The sequence below is a fragment of the Psychrobacter sp. TB67 genome, from assembly GCF_000511065.1.
In the GTDB taxonomy this organism is placed as follows: Bacteria; Pseudomonadota; Gammaproteobacteria; order Pseudomonadales; family Moraxellaceae; genus Psychrobacter; species Psychrobacter okhotskensis.
The window spans coordinates 1-16,010 of record NZ_AYYA01000030.1 but is presented as its reverse complement, the minus strand read 5'-3'; the positions used below and the strand labels follow the sequence as shown (position 1 = coordinate 16,010).

Here is a 16,010-nt window from a genome sequence, read left to right as displayed (position 1 = left end):
TACTGAGGTAAATATCATGTTTAGTTTTATAATGAAAAATGATTAATAAATACGTTGTTATAAAATGTGAGCTATCAAGGAACCGCGTAACTGATCGGTAGAGTTACATCACCTACCACGGGTACGCCATTCTTAGTAAAGGGTTTGAACTTGCCAGATCGAACTTGACGTCGGGCTTCTTTGTCTAGTAGCGGATTACCTGATGATTGAGCAACTCGCACGTTATCGATGCCGCCTTGTTTGTTGACTCGTAATACTAAGACAACGTTGAGCGTATCACCAGAACGAGCTCTACGTGCGGCGCGCTCAGGGAAACTAAAGTTTGGCGCAGATGCCCAGTTGGCTGAGCTAGCAGTAAAGCTCACAGGCTCATTACTCTGTGCTAAAGCAGCTGCTGCTTCTGCCTCAGCTCTTGCTTGTGCAGCGGCGGCCTCTGCGGCAGCCTTCGCCTGAACGGCAGCTTTGGCATCGGCGACTCTTTTGGCTTCTTGCTCTGCCCTAGCTTGTGCCTCTTGCTCAGACTTTTTGGCTTGTCGCTCTGATTCAGCTTGGGCAGCTGCTTGACGTTGTGCTTCAGCTGCTGAGTTACCAACCTTTGGTTTCGGTAGCGGCTCTTTTGGGGCTACTTTTTGACTGGTATCAGGACGAGGCTTTTCTGACGCTATCACAGGCGTCACTTTCGGCTCTGTATTTTTTACAACAGGCTCTTTTGGTTTTACGGGTGTCTCTGTTGGTTGTTTAACCGGCTCTTTAGGCTTTGGTTCAGGTTGCGGCGCTGGCTGAACTTGCACCTCAGGCTGTACTTCTTTTTTGGCTGTGACTGTTTGTTTTTCTACTTCAGTTGAGACCGTTTTTGCCGGTAATGACACAAACTTTATCTCAAGTGGTGACATCTCTTTTTTTGGCTCAGGTTTGAGTTCAGGCGTTTTTATTGCCACTAGTGCAATTGCGGCAAGCACATGGAGTCCTAGTACTGCAACAATAGCTAGCAATAACGACTTAAGTGGTGGCGCGTCTAAATCCGTTGAACTCATAAAAGCCTAATGTTTATTACTCAGAGTAGAATGGCGTAGATAATAATGCAAACGATAATTATTATCAATAATAATTTACAATATTTTCGCTATTTAATACATCTCTGACACATGGCATTGCTTAGTAGTTTTACCTCTCAGAACGCTCATTTCTATGAACATTCCCTACTTCACTACTATGAATCTTATCTTTACATCAAATGATACGTTGCGTTTAATATAACAAGTACTGTTAATAAAAACCATTATCATTTATATTGATAATGAGTCTCAACTACTTTATTATAACGTCTGTCCTGTCTACCCATACTATTTTTATAAAAACTATTCGTATAAAAAATTAGTAATTGGTACTAAGTAGACTATTTATTTTATGCTTTTTATCTCAAGCATCTTTCAGACTTAATATTTTTAGCATTTTTCATCTGCAATTATTTTAGACAATTGCTTCAACATTTTTTGATAGATCGAGTTCATTATGCCGACACCTTTATTATCTAGCAGATCTACCGCCTCTTTTTTCAAACGCCCATTATTGAATGCTGCCATGACAGCGTTGTTAGCTACGGTAGTGGCAGGATGTAGCTCGCCTGAATCCAATGACTCTGAGCCAGCAGACGCCAAAACCGAAAACCCAACGGCTGATGAATCACAGAACGTTGCCAGTAATGACGCTGTATCTGCTGAGAAAATCATGGTCAATACCGTAAAAGGTGATGTTGAGCTGGCTATGAACCCATCGCCACTTGTCGTTTATGACATGACGTTGATGCAAGACTTGGCGGCGCTAGATGTGGCAGTCGATGGTATGCCTGGTGGTCTATTATTAAAGAATCTACACTCAGAAACACAGCCTGATCCAAAATCGGTAGGTACTGTGTTTGAGCCGGATCTTGAAGCGTTGAATGCAATGCAGCCACAAGCTATTTTGGTCGGTTCACGCATGGCAGAAAAATACGACGAGCTATCAAGTATCGCGCCGACATTGGACATGAGTATTGATACAGCCAATATCTATGAGTCAAGCAAGCAGCGCCTGCATGATCTAGGTGCATTGTTTGGTAAAAGCGATCAAGCTGCTAAGCTACAGCAGAACATCGATGGACTTATCACTGAGACCAAAAGTCTAACGAAAGAAAATAAAGGCACTGGCCTAGTCGTCATGGTCAATGGCAACAAAATGTCAGCCTATGGTGACAAGTCTCGATATGGTTTTATCCACACTGTGTTAGGTGTATCAATGGCAGATGACAAAATTGCCGATGCACCTCATGGTCAGCCGATATCGTTTGAATATATCCAAAAAGCCAATCCAGATTGGTTATTTGTCATCGACCGTAGTGCTGCAATTGGTGAAGACGGTATTGGCGCCAAGGCTGTATTAGACAATCCACTAGTTGCTCAGAGTAATGCATGGAGCAAGCAGCAAGTGGTTTATTTGAGCCCAGATTCTTACTTAGCATTTGGCGGCTACTACCAGTGGATGCAGGATCTAACGACGATTAAAGATGCTTTTACTAACGCTAAATAACATCGTTGCTTATACAAACGATTGTTGCACAAGTAAGTATTATTACCGTTAACCCTGCTCATTTTTAAGCCAGTAGAGATTATGTCGTTATTTTCACACCGTACTCATGCTAGGCTCAAATCCAGTACTGCTCCATTAGCGTCAAGCTGGCAGAGCGGTACTGGCAATGCGTTACATCGACGTACTGTCATACCACCATGGTTCATCAATACAGCAAGCCTCATTCTTATGGGGCTTTTGGTGTTATTGAGCTTATCTATTGGGGTGGCTGACTTTTCGTGGTCAGGTATCTTGCAGAGCCTGCTGACTCAGAGTGCCAATTCTGATAGCTCGCTGCTATTGGTTAGTCGTATACCGCGTACCATCGCCATTATTTTGACTGGTATTGCGATGGCAGTGGCTGGCATGATTATCCAAGTAGTATTAAAAAATCGCTTTGTAGAGCCATCTATGGTTGGTGCAACTCAGAGCGCTGCACTTGGTTTGCTGGTGGTCAGTCTGCTGTTCCCTGCCAGTGCGCTCATTGTCAAAATGGGCGTGGCAACCATCGCTGCCGTTTTTGGCATGATGCTATTTATGCTGCTCATTCACCGAATACCGCCCACTGATTTTTTGATGATTCCACTGATTGGCATTGTTTTCGGCGGCATTATTGAAGCAGTCACTACCTTTATCGCCTATCAAACCGAATCGCTACAGATGCTCAGTGTTTGGCAGTTTGGGGATTTTTCGGGCGTATTGGCAGGGCGCTATGAGCTGTTGTGGCTCACGGGCGCGCTGTGCGTATTGGCTTATATTATTGCTGACAAGCTGACCATCGTTGGTTTGGGTGACAATATTGCCTTAAACTTAGGTATTAGTAAGCGTCAAGTCACTTGGATTGGCGTGGGTATGGTAGCCATGATGAGCGCTGTCGTGGTCGTGACTGTAGGCATGATTCCTTTTATTGGGCTGGTCGTGCCAAACATTGTGAGCCGACTGATGGGAGATAAGTTGCGTCGTAGCTTGCCTGCAGTCGCGCTACTTGGTGCTTCGGCAGTATTGCTGTGCGATATTATCGGTCGCTCGATTCGCTATCCATTTGAAGTGCCTGTTGCCACCGTATTTGGCGTGGTCGGTACAGTGCTGTTTTTATGGCTATTATTGCGCGCGCCAGCTGAGCAATAAGACTAAGCAGTAAAGCTGAATAATAAAACAGCAATCTTTAATCGATTAACCACTCACTTACCGTCGTTCATTTTTTGCCTTATTTAGATAAGCTTGGCATCATAGGATTTATTTATGTTCTCATCAACTAAGCTTACTGCCACAAAGGCTCGTTCTACGGAAACCAACACAGCGATAGATAACTCATCTGCAGCAGATGGTCAGTATTCAGCTGCTGCCCAAGGTCAGTTGGCAAAGCTTTGGGCATGGATAGCTGCGCATCCGAAATCCATTGCAGCTATTATTCTACTGATCTCAATGACCTTGTTTATGACACTCAATGTCAATGGCTATTGGGACTTTGCGCTACCGCTACGCGGCAAAAAACTGCTGGCACTGATGGTGGTTGGCTATGCGATTGGCGTGTCGACGTTATTGTTTCAAACGTTGACTCACAATCCAATTCTAACGCCCTCCCTACTCGGGTTTGATTCGCTCTATGTTCTGTTGCAGAGCTTACTGGTTTTCTTTTTAGGGGTGATTAGTTTTACCAGTCTCGATCCTATTGCCAAGTTCACGCTAGAGATTGTCCTGATGTTTGGGGCATCTTTATTATTATTTAAGCTATTATTTTCTAAAAGCAGTCAGGATCTGACACGCTTGATATTGGTGGGCGTTATCTTTGGGGTGTTGTTCCGCAGTTTATCAGCACTCATTGCACGGCTGATTAACCCTGATGATTTTGTGGTTGTACAATCTGCTAGCTACGCACAGTTCAATACGGTCAATCCTCAGCTATTAGGCATTAGCCTATTTATCTGTGTCATCACTGCGGTGTTTGTCTGGCGCTGGCGTTACCAGTGTGATGTGCTGATGCTCGGACAAGCCCAAGCCATTAACCTTGGTATCAATTATCAACGTCTGGCATTTGGCCTATTAACTGTTATCGCAGTGCTAGTCGCCACAGCCACTGCACTGGTCGGTCCAGTGACTTTCTTTGGTCTATTGGTTTGTGCATTGACCAATCGTATCGCTCGACACATGTATCATACTGAGCGGCTGATATTGGTCAGTTTGGTCGCTATGATTTGCTTGGTGTTGGGTCAGACACTCTTTGAGCAAGTGCTAGATATGGCAGGCGTATTGTCCGTTGTGATAGAGCTAGCAGGTGGCCTCGTGTTCTTGGCATTGATATTTATGTCTCAACGCCGTTCGTTATAACGACTTAGCCGACATTGTTTATTTAGCTGATGCTGTTGATAAAGAAAGCCCTAAGACTTTTTTAAATAAGACTGACTATGATTAAACTAAATAATATCTCTCACCATATTGGTAAACAACAAATCTTGCATGACATTACGTTGTCCCTCCCAACGGCGCAGGTGATTGCTTTGATTGGGCCTAACGGCGCTGGGAAGTCTACGTTGTTTTCTGTCATGGCTCGCTTGCAACCACTACAATCTGGGCAGGTGAGCTTCGCTGTAGATAATGAGGAACGTGACATTGTCAGCTGTCAGGCGCGCACACTGGCCAAAACTGTCGCTATGCTTGGGCAAGACAATCATGTGCAAGGACGTCTGCGCGTACATGAGCTACTGATGTTTGGGCGTTACCCTTATCATCAAGGGCAACCGACCGCTGACGATCAGCAAAAAGTGCAAGAAATCCTCGAGCGCTTTGAGCTTGAGCCACTTGCCGAGCGTTTCTTGTCAACGCTATCGGGTGGACAGCGACAGCGCGTGCTGATCGCTATGATTGTCTGCCAAGATACACCCTATCTATTGCTCGATGAGCCACTAAATAACCTAGACATGTATCATGCTGGTCGCCTCATGCGTGAGCTACGCCAGCTTTGCCACAATCAGCAAAAAACCGTGGTAATCGTCCTGCATGATATCAACCAAGCGGCACAGTTTGCAGATACAGTAGTTACGATGAAAGCAGGAGAAGTGACGGCTGTTGGTCGCCCTGCTGATGTTATTACTAAAGAGACGATGAAAGATTTATACAACGTCGATGTCACTGTCCTAAATCATCAGGGTCGTCCAGTGATTGTTGATGCAGTTTAAGTACAGCATTTTGCAGACGAAAAAAGGAATTTTTGATGCATAAGATCCTATTGAGCCATCGATGGATAAACTATAAAAATCTATCTATATTAATTTTAGTAATTAGCTTTTGCTTATTCATTTTTAATGCTTTAAATAAAGAGATATCAAATACCTTTTTTTGGCTAGGAATCACTTTATATGCTTTAAGATTGGTGGTTATTCCTATGGATTTTACTCAAAACATCTCTTCAGTAGACTACATAAAGAACTACGATGAAAATAATACATGGCATAAATGGGTGATGCTAGGTGAGAGATTTTCTTCCTTTATTTTTACTGTCTTGATAGCATACACAATATTTTTGCAATTCAAGTGATAACTAGGGCATGCCTTTAATGCAGTACATAGCTATTTACCGAATTAAAAGCCTACCTTAGAAATCTGGCAATATTACCTACCCTTTTGCAACGCCTTCAATCGACTTTGACGCCCTTTCCACCATAGATAAACACCAGTAATAGACAACACTGTCACAGCCAAACCTATCAATGCTAAAAATATTTGATACAGCAAATGGCCAATACCTTGACTGATATGCCCCATATGTAAGGTCGATAGCCATTGATCGGCTTTGCTGCCAAATGATGAACTTTGATAGCCAAAATTTACACGCTCGATGCTACCAGTCCTTGCATTGACGGTAATAGACGAAGCGCCGCCTTTTTTACCAATATCTCTATCTGTTTTAAAACGCAGCTGCCATTGACCCTCATCTTCAATCCAGCGTATGCCTAAAAACTCTCGTACTAGCATACCCTTACTTTGGGCAGCGATGTTTGCCTGCTCACTTAAATAAGCAATGCTATTGGCTTTGTTGACCACATCAACAGCCTCGTCATCGACAACTTCATTGCTTACAACCTCAACTCTAGTCGCTGGTTCTGCACCAGACGCCTGCTCTGCTTTTTCTGATTGTTTTCTTGAGTTCTCCTGTCTTTCACCCCTTTCCTCGAGTGCTACGACAGCGTGCATCACAGGTTGATATACCTCTCTTAGGTTAAAACCAACACTGGACCATGCGATGACAAATAAAATCCCCCAAAGCCATAACCCAAAGGCATGGTGTAGATCATAATTCAATTTAAACATATTACTTTTGGTACGAATTTTCCACGCTGGTAACCAGCGTTTCAAAAAGGAGGCACGTTTTTTAGGCGATGTTTGGTTCTGTGCTTTTTTCTTAACCGCCCTAGGAAATGTTAAGTAGAAGCCAATAAAGCAATTAATCGTCCATACGAGCGCGACAATCCCTAGTAGCAATTTTCCAATATCACCCAGTAATAAATCGCGATGTAACCAAAACACTTTCCACATGGTGTTGTGCCATGCCCACTCATCTCTATCACGAGTACCAATGATATCGCCAGTATAAGGGTGGACATAAACTTGTTGAAACGGTGCTTTTGGTTGGTTTTGGGCGGCTTTTCCTCGCGCTCTATCTACCGAAAATACGGCTGACCTCTCTGCTGCTATCGAGGTTGGCATGCTAGAAAAAGCATATTGTGGATACGCACTGATGACCTTATCATGAAGCTCTGCAATAGGCAGATGTGATGCGTTTTGTTTCTCGACCTGAGCCAGTTTATGGTTGAAGATATCATCTAGCTCGTCATGAAATGCCAATAATGTGCCAGTAATACCAGTAATAATTAAGAAAGCTGCCATGGCAAGCCCAGTATAACGATGGAGCCATAGGCAAGCTTGACGAGGATTGAATGAAATCATTAGTCTTAGTTCTTTGTCATTTGTTGTTTTGGTAGGTACTTATCAGTTGGCACGTCATTGCTGTTACAGCCAATGTAAAAGCTAGTAGGCAATAAAAAGCCAGCTCCCGTATAAGACAGCTGACTTTATAAGTACGATTAGACTTAAATTCGATAAGCTAGATTAGAACTGATAAGTTAAAGACGTTTTGATATTACGTCCCATTTCAAAATCCGTATAATTATCATCTAAAGCATTGTTACGTGAGGCATGGCTGGCATAGGTCTCATCAAATATGTTATATACGCCAAGCGTGGCTTTTAAGCCTTCAACTTGAGTGGGTGTATAGCTCATAAAGATATCATGCACATCATAGTTAGGCTTTTTAGGCTGTACTGTCTCAGCTTTTGGCGTGACTGACGCAACATAGGTACTGCGCCAGCCAAGCTCGGTGGTATTCGTTGGCTGATACGCCAAATTGACCATATACTTGTCGCCAGACTCAGAGCTACTACCGCTCACTGATGAGATATTGTAGCCAGTATCATCGCCTTCACTGCGGGCGCGAGCGTAGCTGAGACCCATGCTAAAGTTATCTGCTCGATAGTCGGCTGATAGCTCTACGCCTTTGATTTTATAGTCTTCGTCTTTATTGATGACCCCTTGGCATTTGCCGCCCAGCTGACCGGTCGCACAGTCTAAACCCACTCTATTACTGCCTGCACGGACGAATTCGATATAGTTTTCGATATTGGTCTCAAAGTACTTGGCGCTCAGTTGTAGTGCGTCGTCGCTTGTGGTCAGGTCGCGCAACGTCGTGGTAATACCGACTTCTGCGTTATCGCCTTCTTCCGCTTTTAGATTTTCATTAACAAAAGTATCTTGACCATTGGCATTAAAGATAGCTTGGCTCAAGTCTGGGCCGTTAAAGAGCTGTGTATAACTGGCAAATATTTGCGTACGTGGTGCAATTTCGTAGCTGGCGGCCAAGGCACCGACGACATTGTCATAGGTTTTGCCAGCAGAAACGAACTCTGGAGACTCATAACGATCATAACGGACGCCAGGCGTTAGAGTAAACTTACCCATTTGCCATTGGTCTTCTAGATATACAGAGGTATTAGTCGCTTCATCAGTACCACTGACGGGGATAGTCGTACCACGTTGGACACTATTATAATCTGACTCTTTTTTGTAATGCTCAACGCCAGCGATTAGCTTATGCGTACCGGGTACACCAGCGAAAACACTGCTATCAATCAAGCTGGTATTTTGAACTTTAGCGCCCGTGGTTTTAACCTCAGCATCAAACTCAAAGCCTGGGTTTTTAATATAGTCAGAGTCACGCAAAATTTGCGTTTTTGATTGATAAACATTGGTATCGACATCTATCAAGCGATTGACTGGGTTGTAGGTATAATCGAGGGCATAAGTATCGCGTTTTACTTGCTGCGGGATAATAGGATTCCAGCTATCAGGACCTGGGCTCGCTGGAAAATCTGGACGCAGTGGGTATTTACCTTTGTTTTCGGTACGGCTAAAGCTTGCGCCCACATGATGATCATCAGCAATATAAGCACCCGCTTTTAAGAGGATGTTTTCGCCTTCGCTGTCTTTAGTCTGAATGTCGCGGCCCTTGCCATCCTCGCCCGCTTTGGCATCACGTTTGCCATAATAAGCCAGCAAGTCGATATTGTCTGTTGGTGCGCCATAAACCGTGGCTGAGGTCAATAGCTCTTCATTATTACTGGCATAACCAGCATGGAGCTTGGCACCGATTTTTTGACCAGATTTGAGTAAATCTGCCGCATCCACGGTTTCAAAAGCTACCGCGCCGCCTAAGGCATCATTACCGAGCGTTACCGAGTTATTACCGACTGATACTTCTGCTTGTTTTAATAAGTCCGGATCAATCGTGACATCGCCCATATGATAGAACAAAGCGCCTTCTTGACGGGCGCCATCAATCGTAACTTTTAGGTTGGTGTCATCTAGCCCGCGTACGCGTATACGCTGGTTGACAGCCGATGTGCCACCTATAGTAACGCCTGGTACCACATTCAAAAAGTCACTCAAATGTCCTGCCTGCTGAGCTGGCGTATAGTCTTCGATATAGACAGAGCCTTCTTGTACACGGTCACGCACAGCGCTATTGGCAGTTACGGTGACGGTCTGCAACGTGGTGCTGGGCATATCTTCATTGCTGGCTGCACTCGCTACTTGCGAGCACAATACCGCTGCCACACCCATGGATAAAACGGTTAATTGACTAGAAAAACTGACGGCACGCATAACAAACTCGATTTATTAATTATAAGGATTTAGAAAATATGGTTATTAAAAACTCTTGGCATTAGAAACTTCAAATATTAGAAGCAGTAGATAAAAGCCCTTAGCAAACGACTTTTAAGCAAGCAGATATCTTAGTAATATCTGGCGCATCTATGCGAATAACATTATTAATCTTAATGATAATTATTAGCATTTCAATTATGGCAGGTATAATAACCAAGTCTTAACAATTTAGCAATAATAAATATCAGAGATATAATAATCATTAAATAAGCGTGGCGTGGTTGGCTTTATAACCGCTTCTCATTCGATCATTTTAAGTAGCCTAACCATTGGAGGATATGTCATCGAACCAATAATAATATGTTAATGTAATCATACATTTATAGTGCATGAGTCAGAGACCATTAAAAAATTCCCGCGCTGAAAATCGTATTTATTAAGTAGGACAAATTTAACAAGCACAGCCAAACGTCTCGCTACGTTACTTAACGTTTAACCTAGCTACTTGCCTTTTATGTACTACTGTACTAGAATACTGAAACAAGTTAAGAATCCCTTTTCTTTTTTACTAAGATTAAAGTTATGAGCACTGACCCTTATCACAGTTTAGTGACCCATTTGGCAAGTTGTACTGACAGCGCAGATATCGAAGCCTTGCTAACTGCCTTACTGACAGACAAAGAGCAACATGAGATTGCCAATCGTATTCGTATTTTTGACTTGCTGGCGCGCGGCGTTACCCAACGTGAAATATCTGAGCAGCTAGGTGTCGGTATTGCCACTGTGTCGCGCGGTGCCAAGGCAATGCACACTCATGATGTGAGTGCCTTGCTGATGACTCATCAGCAAAACGACTCATAGACAAAACGCGTAAGCCATTAACTATCTTGATTTCTCTTATTCTTATCTGATACACATTTGAACCAATTTGGATATTGTTATGACCTCTCCCGACTCAAAACCTAACCAGCCTGCTGCTATTGACATTCCTAGTAAGCCACAACGCATTAAACTGACACAGGATATTGATTTCTTTTCGTTGTTTAAACGTATTGAGCGCGCTTTTGATACTTGTTATTTGCTCGAATCATTGGGCGAAGATGGACATATGGCGCGTCATCATGCGATTGGTTTTGACCCCGTAATGACCATTGCTGCCATCGATCGTACAACCTTAGCGATTACTGATAATAAAACTGCTGAAACCAGTCATTATCAAACGGATAATCCTTACGAGCTACTGCGCACAATTACCCCGCAACACGTCATTGCTCGTGACCAAAGCGGTGGTCTCGTTGGTTATTTGGGTTATGACAGTGTCAATTTCTTTGAGCCCAGTCTTAGTGCTAAGGCGAGCGACGATTTTGAACCGTTTAAATTTGGCGTCTATTTGGATGGTTTGACGCTCGATAAAATGACCGGTGAGATTTTCTATTTTTATTATCCGACTGCGCAGCAAGACAATCGCATCGAGCAAATCAAAGCCTTACTTGATGCGCCAATTCCAAATTATAAGCCACCGACGGTTGCGTTTTTGGGTGATGGCATGAGTCAAGATGAGCATGCCAAAGCGGTCATGCAAGTCAAAGAAGACATCATCTCGGGGCGTATCTTTCAGTGTGAGGTCGGATTTAAATCCAAATATCGTATTGCGGGCGATAAGATGCCGATTTATGAAAAGCTGCGCGCGGTCAACCCATCACCGCATATGTACTTTATGAAATTTGCCCAGCAGTGCATCATTGGAGCGTCACCAGAGCTGTTATTTCGCTTACGTCAAGGCGAGATGGAAACGTATCCACTGGCAGGCACAGCCAAGCGCGGCGTTGATGTCGTCGAAGACCGTCAACTTGCTCGCGCATTGCTCAACGATGCCAAAGAGATTGCCGAGCACAATATGCTAGTCGATTTGCACCGCAACGATATTGGCCGTGTGGCACAATTTGGTACGGTAAAAGTACGTAGCCTCATGGATATCAAACGCTTCTCACACGTGCAACATATCTCTTCTGAAATCGTCGGAATCTTACATCCTAATGAAGATATGTTTAGCGCCCTTGCCAGTAACTTCCCTGCTGGGACGTTGTCAGGCGCACCAAAAGTTGAAGCGATTAAAGTCATCAATGAGCTGGAGCCAGATGGTCGCGGTGCTTATGGCGGCGCGCTTGGATCGTTTAATTTCAATGGCGATTGTATCTTTGCTATTCCTATTCGCAGCCTATTCATCAACGGCGAATCCGCTTATGCGCAAACTTGCGGCGGTAATGTTTATGACTCCAATCCTGCTGACGAATATCTAGAAATTCAGCGCAAATTGTCCGCCATGAAAGTGGTCTTAGACAGCTTTATGAATCCCTAAATTGTGTATATTTTGCCAAAGAGTTGATAACCCATGAATGTTTTAATTATAGATAACTACGACTCGTTTACCTTTAATCTTTACCAATATATCGGTGAGATTTTGCAGACGATGGACGGCGATAAAGCCGCCAACGTCATTGTTAAACGTAACAATGAGATAACGTTAGCAGATGTACAAGCCATGAATCTTGACCGCATCATCATTTCACCCGGTCCTGGTGCCCCTGACGACCCCGCCTACTTCGGGATTTGTGCCGAAGTCATCGAAGTGATGGGTAAGACGACGCCAATATTGGGTGTCTGCTTGGGCTTACAAGGCATCGCGCATGTATTTGGCGGTGACGTGGTACGCGCCAGTGTGCCGATGCATGGCAAGGTCTCGTCGATTCGACATGATGGCGCAGGTGTTTATGCAGACTTGCCACAAGAGATTGAAATCATGCGCTATCACTCACTGATGGTAAAAGCAGATACCCTACCAGATTGCTTGACTGTGACAGCTGTCGTCACCAATGACGCTCATGTTGACTTAAACTTGGCAGAATCAGCGCTAGCAGGTGATGAGATTATGGGACTCCAGCATAAAGACTACCCCATCCAAGGCGTACAGTTTCACCCAGAATCATTTGCGACCGAAGGGGCCAAGCGCTTGCTAACGAATTTTTTGCTACAGGTATAAATTATCATGCTTACCTTAGACCCAAATAAATCCAGATTACCGATATATCAACGACTATGCCGTGTAAGTGTATTTGCGAGTCTAATGCTGTGCGCTTCTTTTAGCTCAGCCGTTGCTCCTATACAAGCGAACTTTATACTAGGTATGGACATACAAGGTCAACGCTTAAATCTATATCGAGATTGCGAAGAAGGCAGTGTGACTTGCGATAATATGCTGCTGGTTGCCCCTGATTTGGGTCGATTGTTGCAAACAAAGCAGCTTGGAGATAGGCAAAATAAATTACCTTATGCCGTAAAGCTTTATCCTGCTAAGACCAAGCATAGCTTATGCAAAGATGGCGTGACTCCTTGTAGATTCCAAGGCTATCGCTTTGAGGATAATGACTTTAATGGATTTATAGACCCATCAAACAAGGAAATAACGGTAGGCAGTCAATGGAGAGAAGATAGCGCGACCTTTTCCTACCAAGAAAATTCAACTTATTTGCCATTAGCGTCGCAAGCGGGTCTAATTGATTCTTTATATAAAACTTCTGACAAAGATTTAAATAGTAGCTACCGACTTGTCGGAAAAGACATAGAGAACGTATACGGTCAAGATAGCCTGAATGCGTTCAAAAATGATTAGGTTAGACGGATAAGGCAGCGTTCAAAGGACTGCGAGGCAGATTCTCGGCATCTACCGAGAACCCAAGCTGAAAAAGTCTGTTTTATTCAGCAAAATAACGCTCGAATGGAAGAGTATTTTTTGTGGATTGACTAAAGCCATGTTCTTATTTTGAGAATAGACCTCTTGCATAAGTCTATGCTTTAGTGAAATTGGTCGCGTAGTATTGGCAATGTTAGCACCAGCAATGCCTATTTATAAATCATCAAAAAAGGTCTGTTATAAGTGGTTCCATTATACCAGTCTGTTTTAAGTAGTCTGTTAATAGGTTTAGAGGGTGAAATAGCTGGTTCCGTTGGGGGTATACCTTATAAGAAATTGTATAACTAACGTTATTTCAGAAAAATCGATAGGCAAATAAAATGAATAATATAGATAAACTAACTGAGCTAAATTACTATTTTTTAAAATTAAGAGAAATTTTACTTCAGGAGGGTGAACACAACTATATAAGAGGAATTAATGTAATTATAAATAGAATACAGTCTTCGTTAGAATATAACGAAGACGCTAAAGCAACCATTAAAAGCGTTGGAGACACCTACAGTCTTATGAACTCTGGTAATGGTAGCTTTTCTGATTTCTTCATTTGGAGAGAAGACTTTAACGAAAGAGTTGAAGCAAACAAAGTGTTAACAAAGTTGAGAAGTGATATAACTAGTTTAATAGTAAGTGTTGACAACAATTTATTGAATAGCCGTTAGTATCCAACAGTTCGGTGCCTGTATAGGGAACCGAACCAGTGCGAGCGTCTGATTGGTTCGCCATAGGTATGCCTAACAATACTATCTACTAATGTATTTAAGATCATCACGATAGGCATGTAAATGATAAATTGTAGTGTTATCTTGATTAACGAACAGGACGAACAGCTATGAAAAAAAGGCTAGCAACATTTTTACTGACTGGCATTCTGCTGACAGGGTGTCATAAAGCCATTGTTACTCAAATAAGTAGTTCTCAAAACGTAGTTTCAGCCGTAAAATCAGCTGTTGAAAAAGAATTTGAAGACATTGCAGTACAAGCTAATCAAGGCGATGCTGAGGCTCAATATAGCCTTGCAGTAATGTATGACGAGGGCGAAGGTACACGTGAGGATAACGCTAAAGCCATTGAGTGGTATACAAAATCTGCCAACCAAGGATATGATCTTGCTCAATATAACCTTGCAATTATGTACGACGATGGCGAAGGGGTAGATCATGACCCCTGCCGTCAAATCCGTACAGTTAAACTTGGGAGATTTAATTACGCAGCTTGACGATAATAATCAAACCACACCTGTCTTGGCGATTTATAGCCCAAGCTCTTTTGAGTTCTCGTTTGGTTGTAATATAGTTCAATATATCCAATGATATCGGTAATGGCGGCAAATCTAGTTTTATAGTCTTGGTGATACACCAGCTCGTTCTTTAATATGCCCCAGAAGCTTTCTATGGGTGCGTTGTCAAAGCAGTTGCCTTTAGCACTCATTGAGCCTGTAAACTGATGCTGCTTGATGATTTTGTGATAAGCGTGGCTACAGTACTGACTGCCTCTGTCAGAATGCACAATCAGCCCTTTGCCTGGTCGTCTGTTCTTGATTGCCATATTTAGTGCACGACAGACTAAATCAGCAGTCATGCGTTTATTAATGGCGTAGCCAACCAGCTCTTTGGTGTATAGATCTTTGACCCCTGCTAAGTACAGCCAGCCCTCATTTGTCCAGATATAAGTAATGTCACTGACCCAAGACTCATTAGGACGCTTGGCATCAAACTGCTGATCGAGCACGTTTGGATAAACCAGCTTGTTGTGATTAGAGTCGGTGGTCACTTTAAAGCGCTTATGACGTCGGCATTTGATGCCGTGCTCTTCTTTGATGCGTCTCACCATGTATAGGCTAATGTCATGGCCTCGCTCACTTAGATGCGCATGCAGACGCTCATATCCATAGCGCTCCTTTGTTTCACTGTGCGCGGCTTTAACCAGCAGCTCAGACTGGTTGCGATGTATCTGTTGATCGCTGATATCACGACTCAGCCAGTCGTAGTAGCTAGAATGCTTAACCTTTAGTACACGGCACATAGCTGTGATACTAAATATCTGCTGGTTATCCTTAATAAAGGCGTACTTTACTAACTGTTTTTCGCGAAGTACGCCGTGGCCTTTTTTAATATCTCTCGCTCCTCCTCGGCAACTTTAAGTTGTCGCTTGAGCTGCTTTATTTCTTGAAGCGCTGTCATAAGATCAGGATCATATTGTTCTGTGCCGATAAGCTTGCCTTGATTGGCTTTGTTATGCCAATTTGATAGCGTTTGCATGGCAATGCCAAGCTGCTTTGCGGTAGCCGAGATATTGCCATTATTGTCTGATATCTTCTTGACAGCTTCTGCTTTAAATTCGTCACTGTAGGTTCTTACTTTCTTGGTCATGATAAACTCCGATTAATACGCTTAGTTTACCAAGTTTATCTCTACGGTTTCTTCAGCATAGCTCA

General features: G+C 43.2%; 14 protein-coding genes. 10 read left to right on the top strand and 4 right to left on the bottom strand.

Going from position 1 to position 16,010, the window contains the following annotated elements:
- Window positions 1-74 precede the first annotated feature (74 nt).
- Window positions 75-1,034 carry an energy transducer TonB gene (locus W293_RS0104485; RefSeq protein WP_025651312.1) on the bottom strand — a complete coding sequence of 320 codons (960 nt, stop codon included), beginning with the start codon at window positions 1,032-1,034 and terminating at the stop codon, window positions 75-77.
- Between the two features lie 478 nt (window positions 1,035-1,512).
- Here W293_RS0104485 and W293_RS0104480 point away from each other — a divergent pair, with 478 nt between their 5' ends.
- The 4 genes from W293_RS0104480 to W293_RS0104465 all read left to right on the top strand — a co-directional run bounded on the left by W293_RS0104480 (window position 1,513) and on the right by W293_RS0104465 (window position 5,780).
- Complete coding sequence (locus W293_RS0104480) at window positions 1,513-2,565, top strand: siderophore ABC transporter substrate-binding protein (protein ID WP_025651311.1); 1,053 nt, start codon at window positions 1,513-1,515, stop codon at window positions 2,563-2,565.
- 81 nt (window positions 2,566-2,646) lie between these two features.
- The gene (locus tag W293_RS0104475; protein ID WP_025651310.1) at window positions 2,647-3,732 is read left to right on the top strand and encodes an ABC transporter permease; all 1,086 of its coding nucleotides are present in this window, start codon (window positions 2,647-2,649) and stop codon (window positions 3,730-3,732) included.
- Between the two features lie 114 nt (window positions 3,733-3,846).
- Window positions 3,847-4,932 carry an iron chelate uptake ABC transporter family permease subunit gene (locus tag W293_RS0104470; protein ID WP_025651309.1) on the top strand — a complete coding sequence of 362 codons (1,086 nt, stop codon included), beginning with the start codon at window positions 3,847-3,849 and terminating at the stop codon, window positions 4,930-4,932.
- 77 nt (window positions 4,933-5,009) lie between these two features.
- A complete protein-coding gene (locus tag W293_RS0104465) occupies window positions 5,010-5,780 on the top strand; it encodes an ABC transporter ATP-binding protein (protein ID WP_025651308.1) in 771 nt (256 codons plus the stop codon).
- Window positions 5,781-6,213: 433 nt separating this feature from the next.
- On the opposite strand, the gene W293_RS0104455 is transcribed toward W293_RS0104465, so the two are convergent.
- Both W293_RS0104455 and W293_RS0104450 read right to left on the bottom strand, forming a co-directional pair.
- Window positions 6,214-7,488, bottom strand: coding sequence for a PepSY-associated TM helix domain-containing protein (locus W293_RS0104455; protein WP_413771502.1), 1,275 nt, complete (start codon window positions 7,486-7,488; stop codon window positions 6,214-6,216).
- 222 nt (window positions 7,489-7,710) lie between these two features.
- Window positions 7,711-9,819: a TonB-dependent receptor domain-containing protein gene (locus W293_RS0104450; protein ID WP_025651305.1), complete on the bottom strand. Its 2,109-nt coding sequence runs from the start codon at window positions 9,817-9,819 to the stop codon at window positions 7,711-7,713.
- Between the two features lie 585 nt (window positions 9,820-10,404).
- Between W293_RS0104450 and W293_RS0104445 the strand changes: the two genes are divergently transcribed.
- The 6 genes from W293_RS0104445 (at window position 10,405) to W293_RS0104420 (ending at window position 14,792) form a co-directional block, all read left to right on the top strand.
- Window positions 10,405-10,683: a Trp family transcriptional regulator gene (locus W293_RS0104445; protein WP_025651304.1), complete on the top strand. Its 279-nt coding sequence runs from the start codon at window positions 10,405-10,407 to the stop codon at window positions 10,681-10,683.
- Between the two features lie 79 nt (window positions 10,684-10,762).
- Complete coding sequence (locus W293_RS0104440) at window positions 10,763-12,181, top strand: anthranilate synthase component I family protein (RefSeq protein WP_025651303.1); 1,419 nt, start codon at window positions 10,763-10,765, stop codon at window positions 12,179-12,181.
- Between the two features lie 33 nt (window positions 12,182-12,214).
- Window positions 12,215-12,862: an anthranilate synthase component II gene (locus W293_RS0104435; protein WP_025651302.1), complete on the top strand. Its 648-nt coding sequence runs from the start codon at window positions 12,215-12,217 to the stop codon at window positions 12,860-12,862.
- A gap of 84 nt (window positions 12,863-12,946) precedes the next feature.
- A complete protein-coding gene (locus W293_RS16705; RefSeq protein WP_025651301.1) occupies window positions 12,947-13,492 on the top strand; it encodes a hypothetical protein in 546 nt (181 codons plus the stop codon).
- 401 nt (window positions 13,493-13,893) lie between these two features.
- Entirely contained in the window at window positions 13,894-14,235 is a 342-nt protein-coding gene (locus W293_RS0104425; protein ID WP_025651300.1) for a hypothetical protein, read from the top strand.
- 170 nt (window positions 14,236-14,405) lie between these two features.
- On the top strand, window positions 14,406-14,792 hold the full coding sequence (locus W293_RS0104420) for a tetratricopeptide repeat protein (RefSeq protein WP_025651299.1): 387 nt from the start codon (window positions 14,406-14,408) through the stop codon (window positions 14,790-14,792).
- On the opposite strand, the gene W293_RS0104415 is transcribed toward W293_RS0104420, so the two are convergent.
- Window positions 14,780-15,945, bottom strand: a protein-coding gene (locus W293_RS0104415) for an IS3 family transposase (protein ID WP_156915601.1) whose coding sequence is annotated in 2 segments (ribosomal slippage) — window positions 14,780-15,687 and window positions 15,687-15,945 — 1,167 coding nt in all. Because the reading frame shifts where the segments join, the coding sequence is not laid out codon by codon here. The two genes, W293_RS0104420 and W293_RS0104415, sit on opposite strands and share 13 nt — an antisense overlap.
- Between the last annotated feature and the right edge of the window lie 65 nt (window positions 15,946-16,010).

What these genes read in the sequence shown, in the direction of transcription:
- W293_RS0104485 (WP_025651312.1), bottom strand. Translation starts at nt 1,034, where the DNA reads ATGAGTTCAACGGATTTAGACGCGCCACCACTTAAGTCGTTATTGCTA.
- W293_RS0104480 (WP_025651311.1), top strand. Translation starts at nt 1,513, where the DNA reads ATGCCGACACCTTTATTATCTAGCAGATCTACCGCCTCTTTTTTCAAA.
- W293_RS0104475 (WP_025651310.1), top strand. Translation starts at nt 2,647, where the DNA reads ATGTCGTTATTTTCACACCGTACTCATGCTAGGCTCAAATCCAGTACT.
- W293_RS0104470 (WP_025651309.1), top strand. Translation starts at nt 3,847, where the DNA reads ATGTTCTCATCAACTAAGCTTACTGCCACAAAGGCTCGTTCTACGGAA.
- W293_RS0104465 (WP_025651308.1), top strand. Translation starts at nt 5,010, where the DNA reads ATGATTAAACTAAATAATATCTCTCACCATATTGGTAAACAACAAATC.
- W293_RS0104455 (WP_413771502.1), bottom strand. Translation starts at nt 7,488, where the DNA reads ATGGCAGCTTTCTTAATTATTACTGGTATTACTGGCACATTATTGGCA.
- W293_RS0104450 (WP_025651305.1), bottom strand. Translation starts at nt 9,819, where the DNA reads ATGCGTGCCGTCAGTTTTTCTAGTCAATTAACCGTTTTATCCATGGGT.
- W293_RS0104445 (WP_025651304.1), top strand. Translation starts at nt 10,405, where the DNA reads ATGAGCACTGACCCTTATCACAGTTTAGTGACCCATTTGGCAAGTTGT.
- W293_RS0104440 (WP_025651303.1), top strand. Translation starts at nt 10,763, where the DNA reads ATGACCTCTCCCGACTCAAAACCTAACCAGCCTGCTGCTATTGACATT.
- W293_RS0104435 (WP_025651302.1), top strand. Translation starts at nt 12,215, where the DNA reads ATGAATGTTTTAATTATAGATAACTACGACTCGTTTACCTTTAATCTT.
- W293_RS16705 (WP_025651301.1), top strand. Translation starts at nt 12,947, where the DNA reads ATGCTGTGCGCTTCTTTTAGCTCAGCCGTTGCTCCTATACAAGCGAAC.
- W293_RS0104425 (WP_025651300.1), top strand. Translation starts at nt 13,894, where the DNA reads ATGAATAATATAGATAAACTAACTGAGCTAAATTACTATTTTTTAAAA.
- W293_RS0104420 (WP_025651299.1), top strand. Translation starts at nt 14,406, where the DNA reads ATGAAAAAAAGGCTAGCAACATTTTTACTGACTGGCATTCTGCTGACA.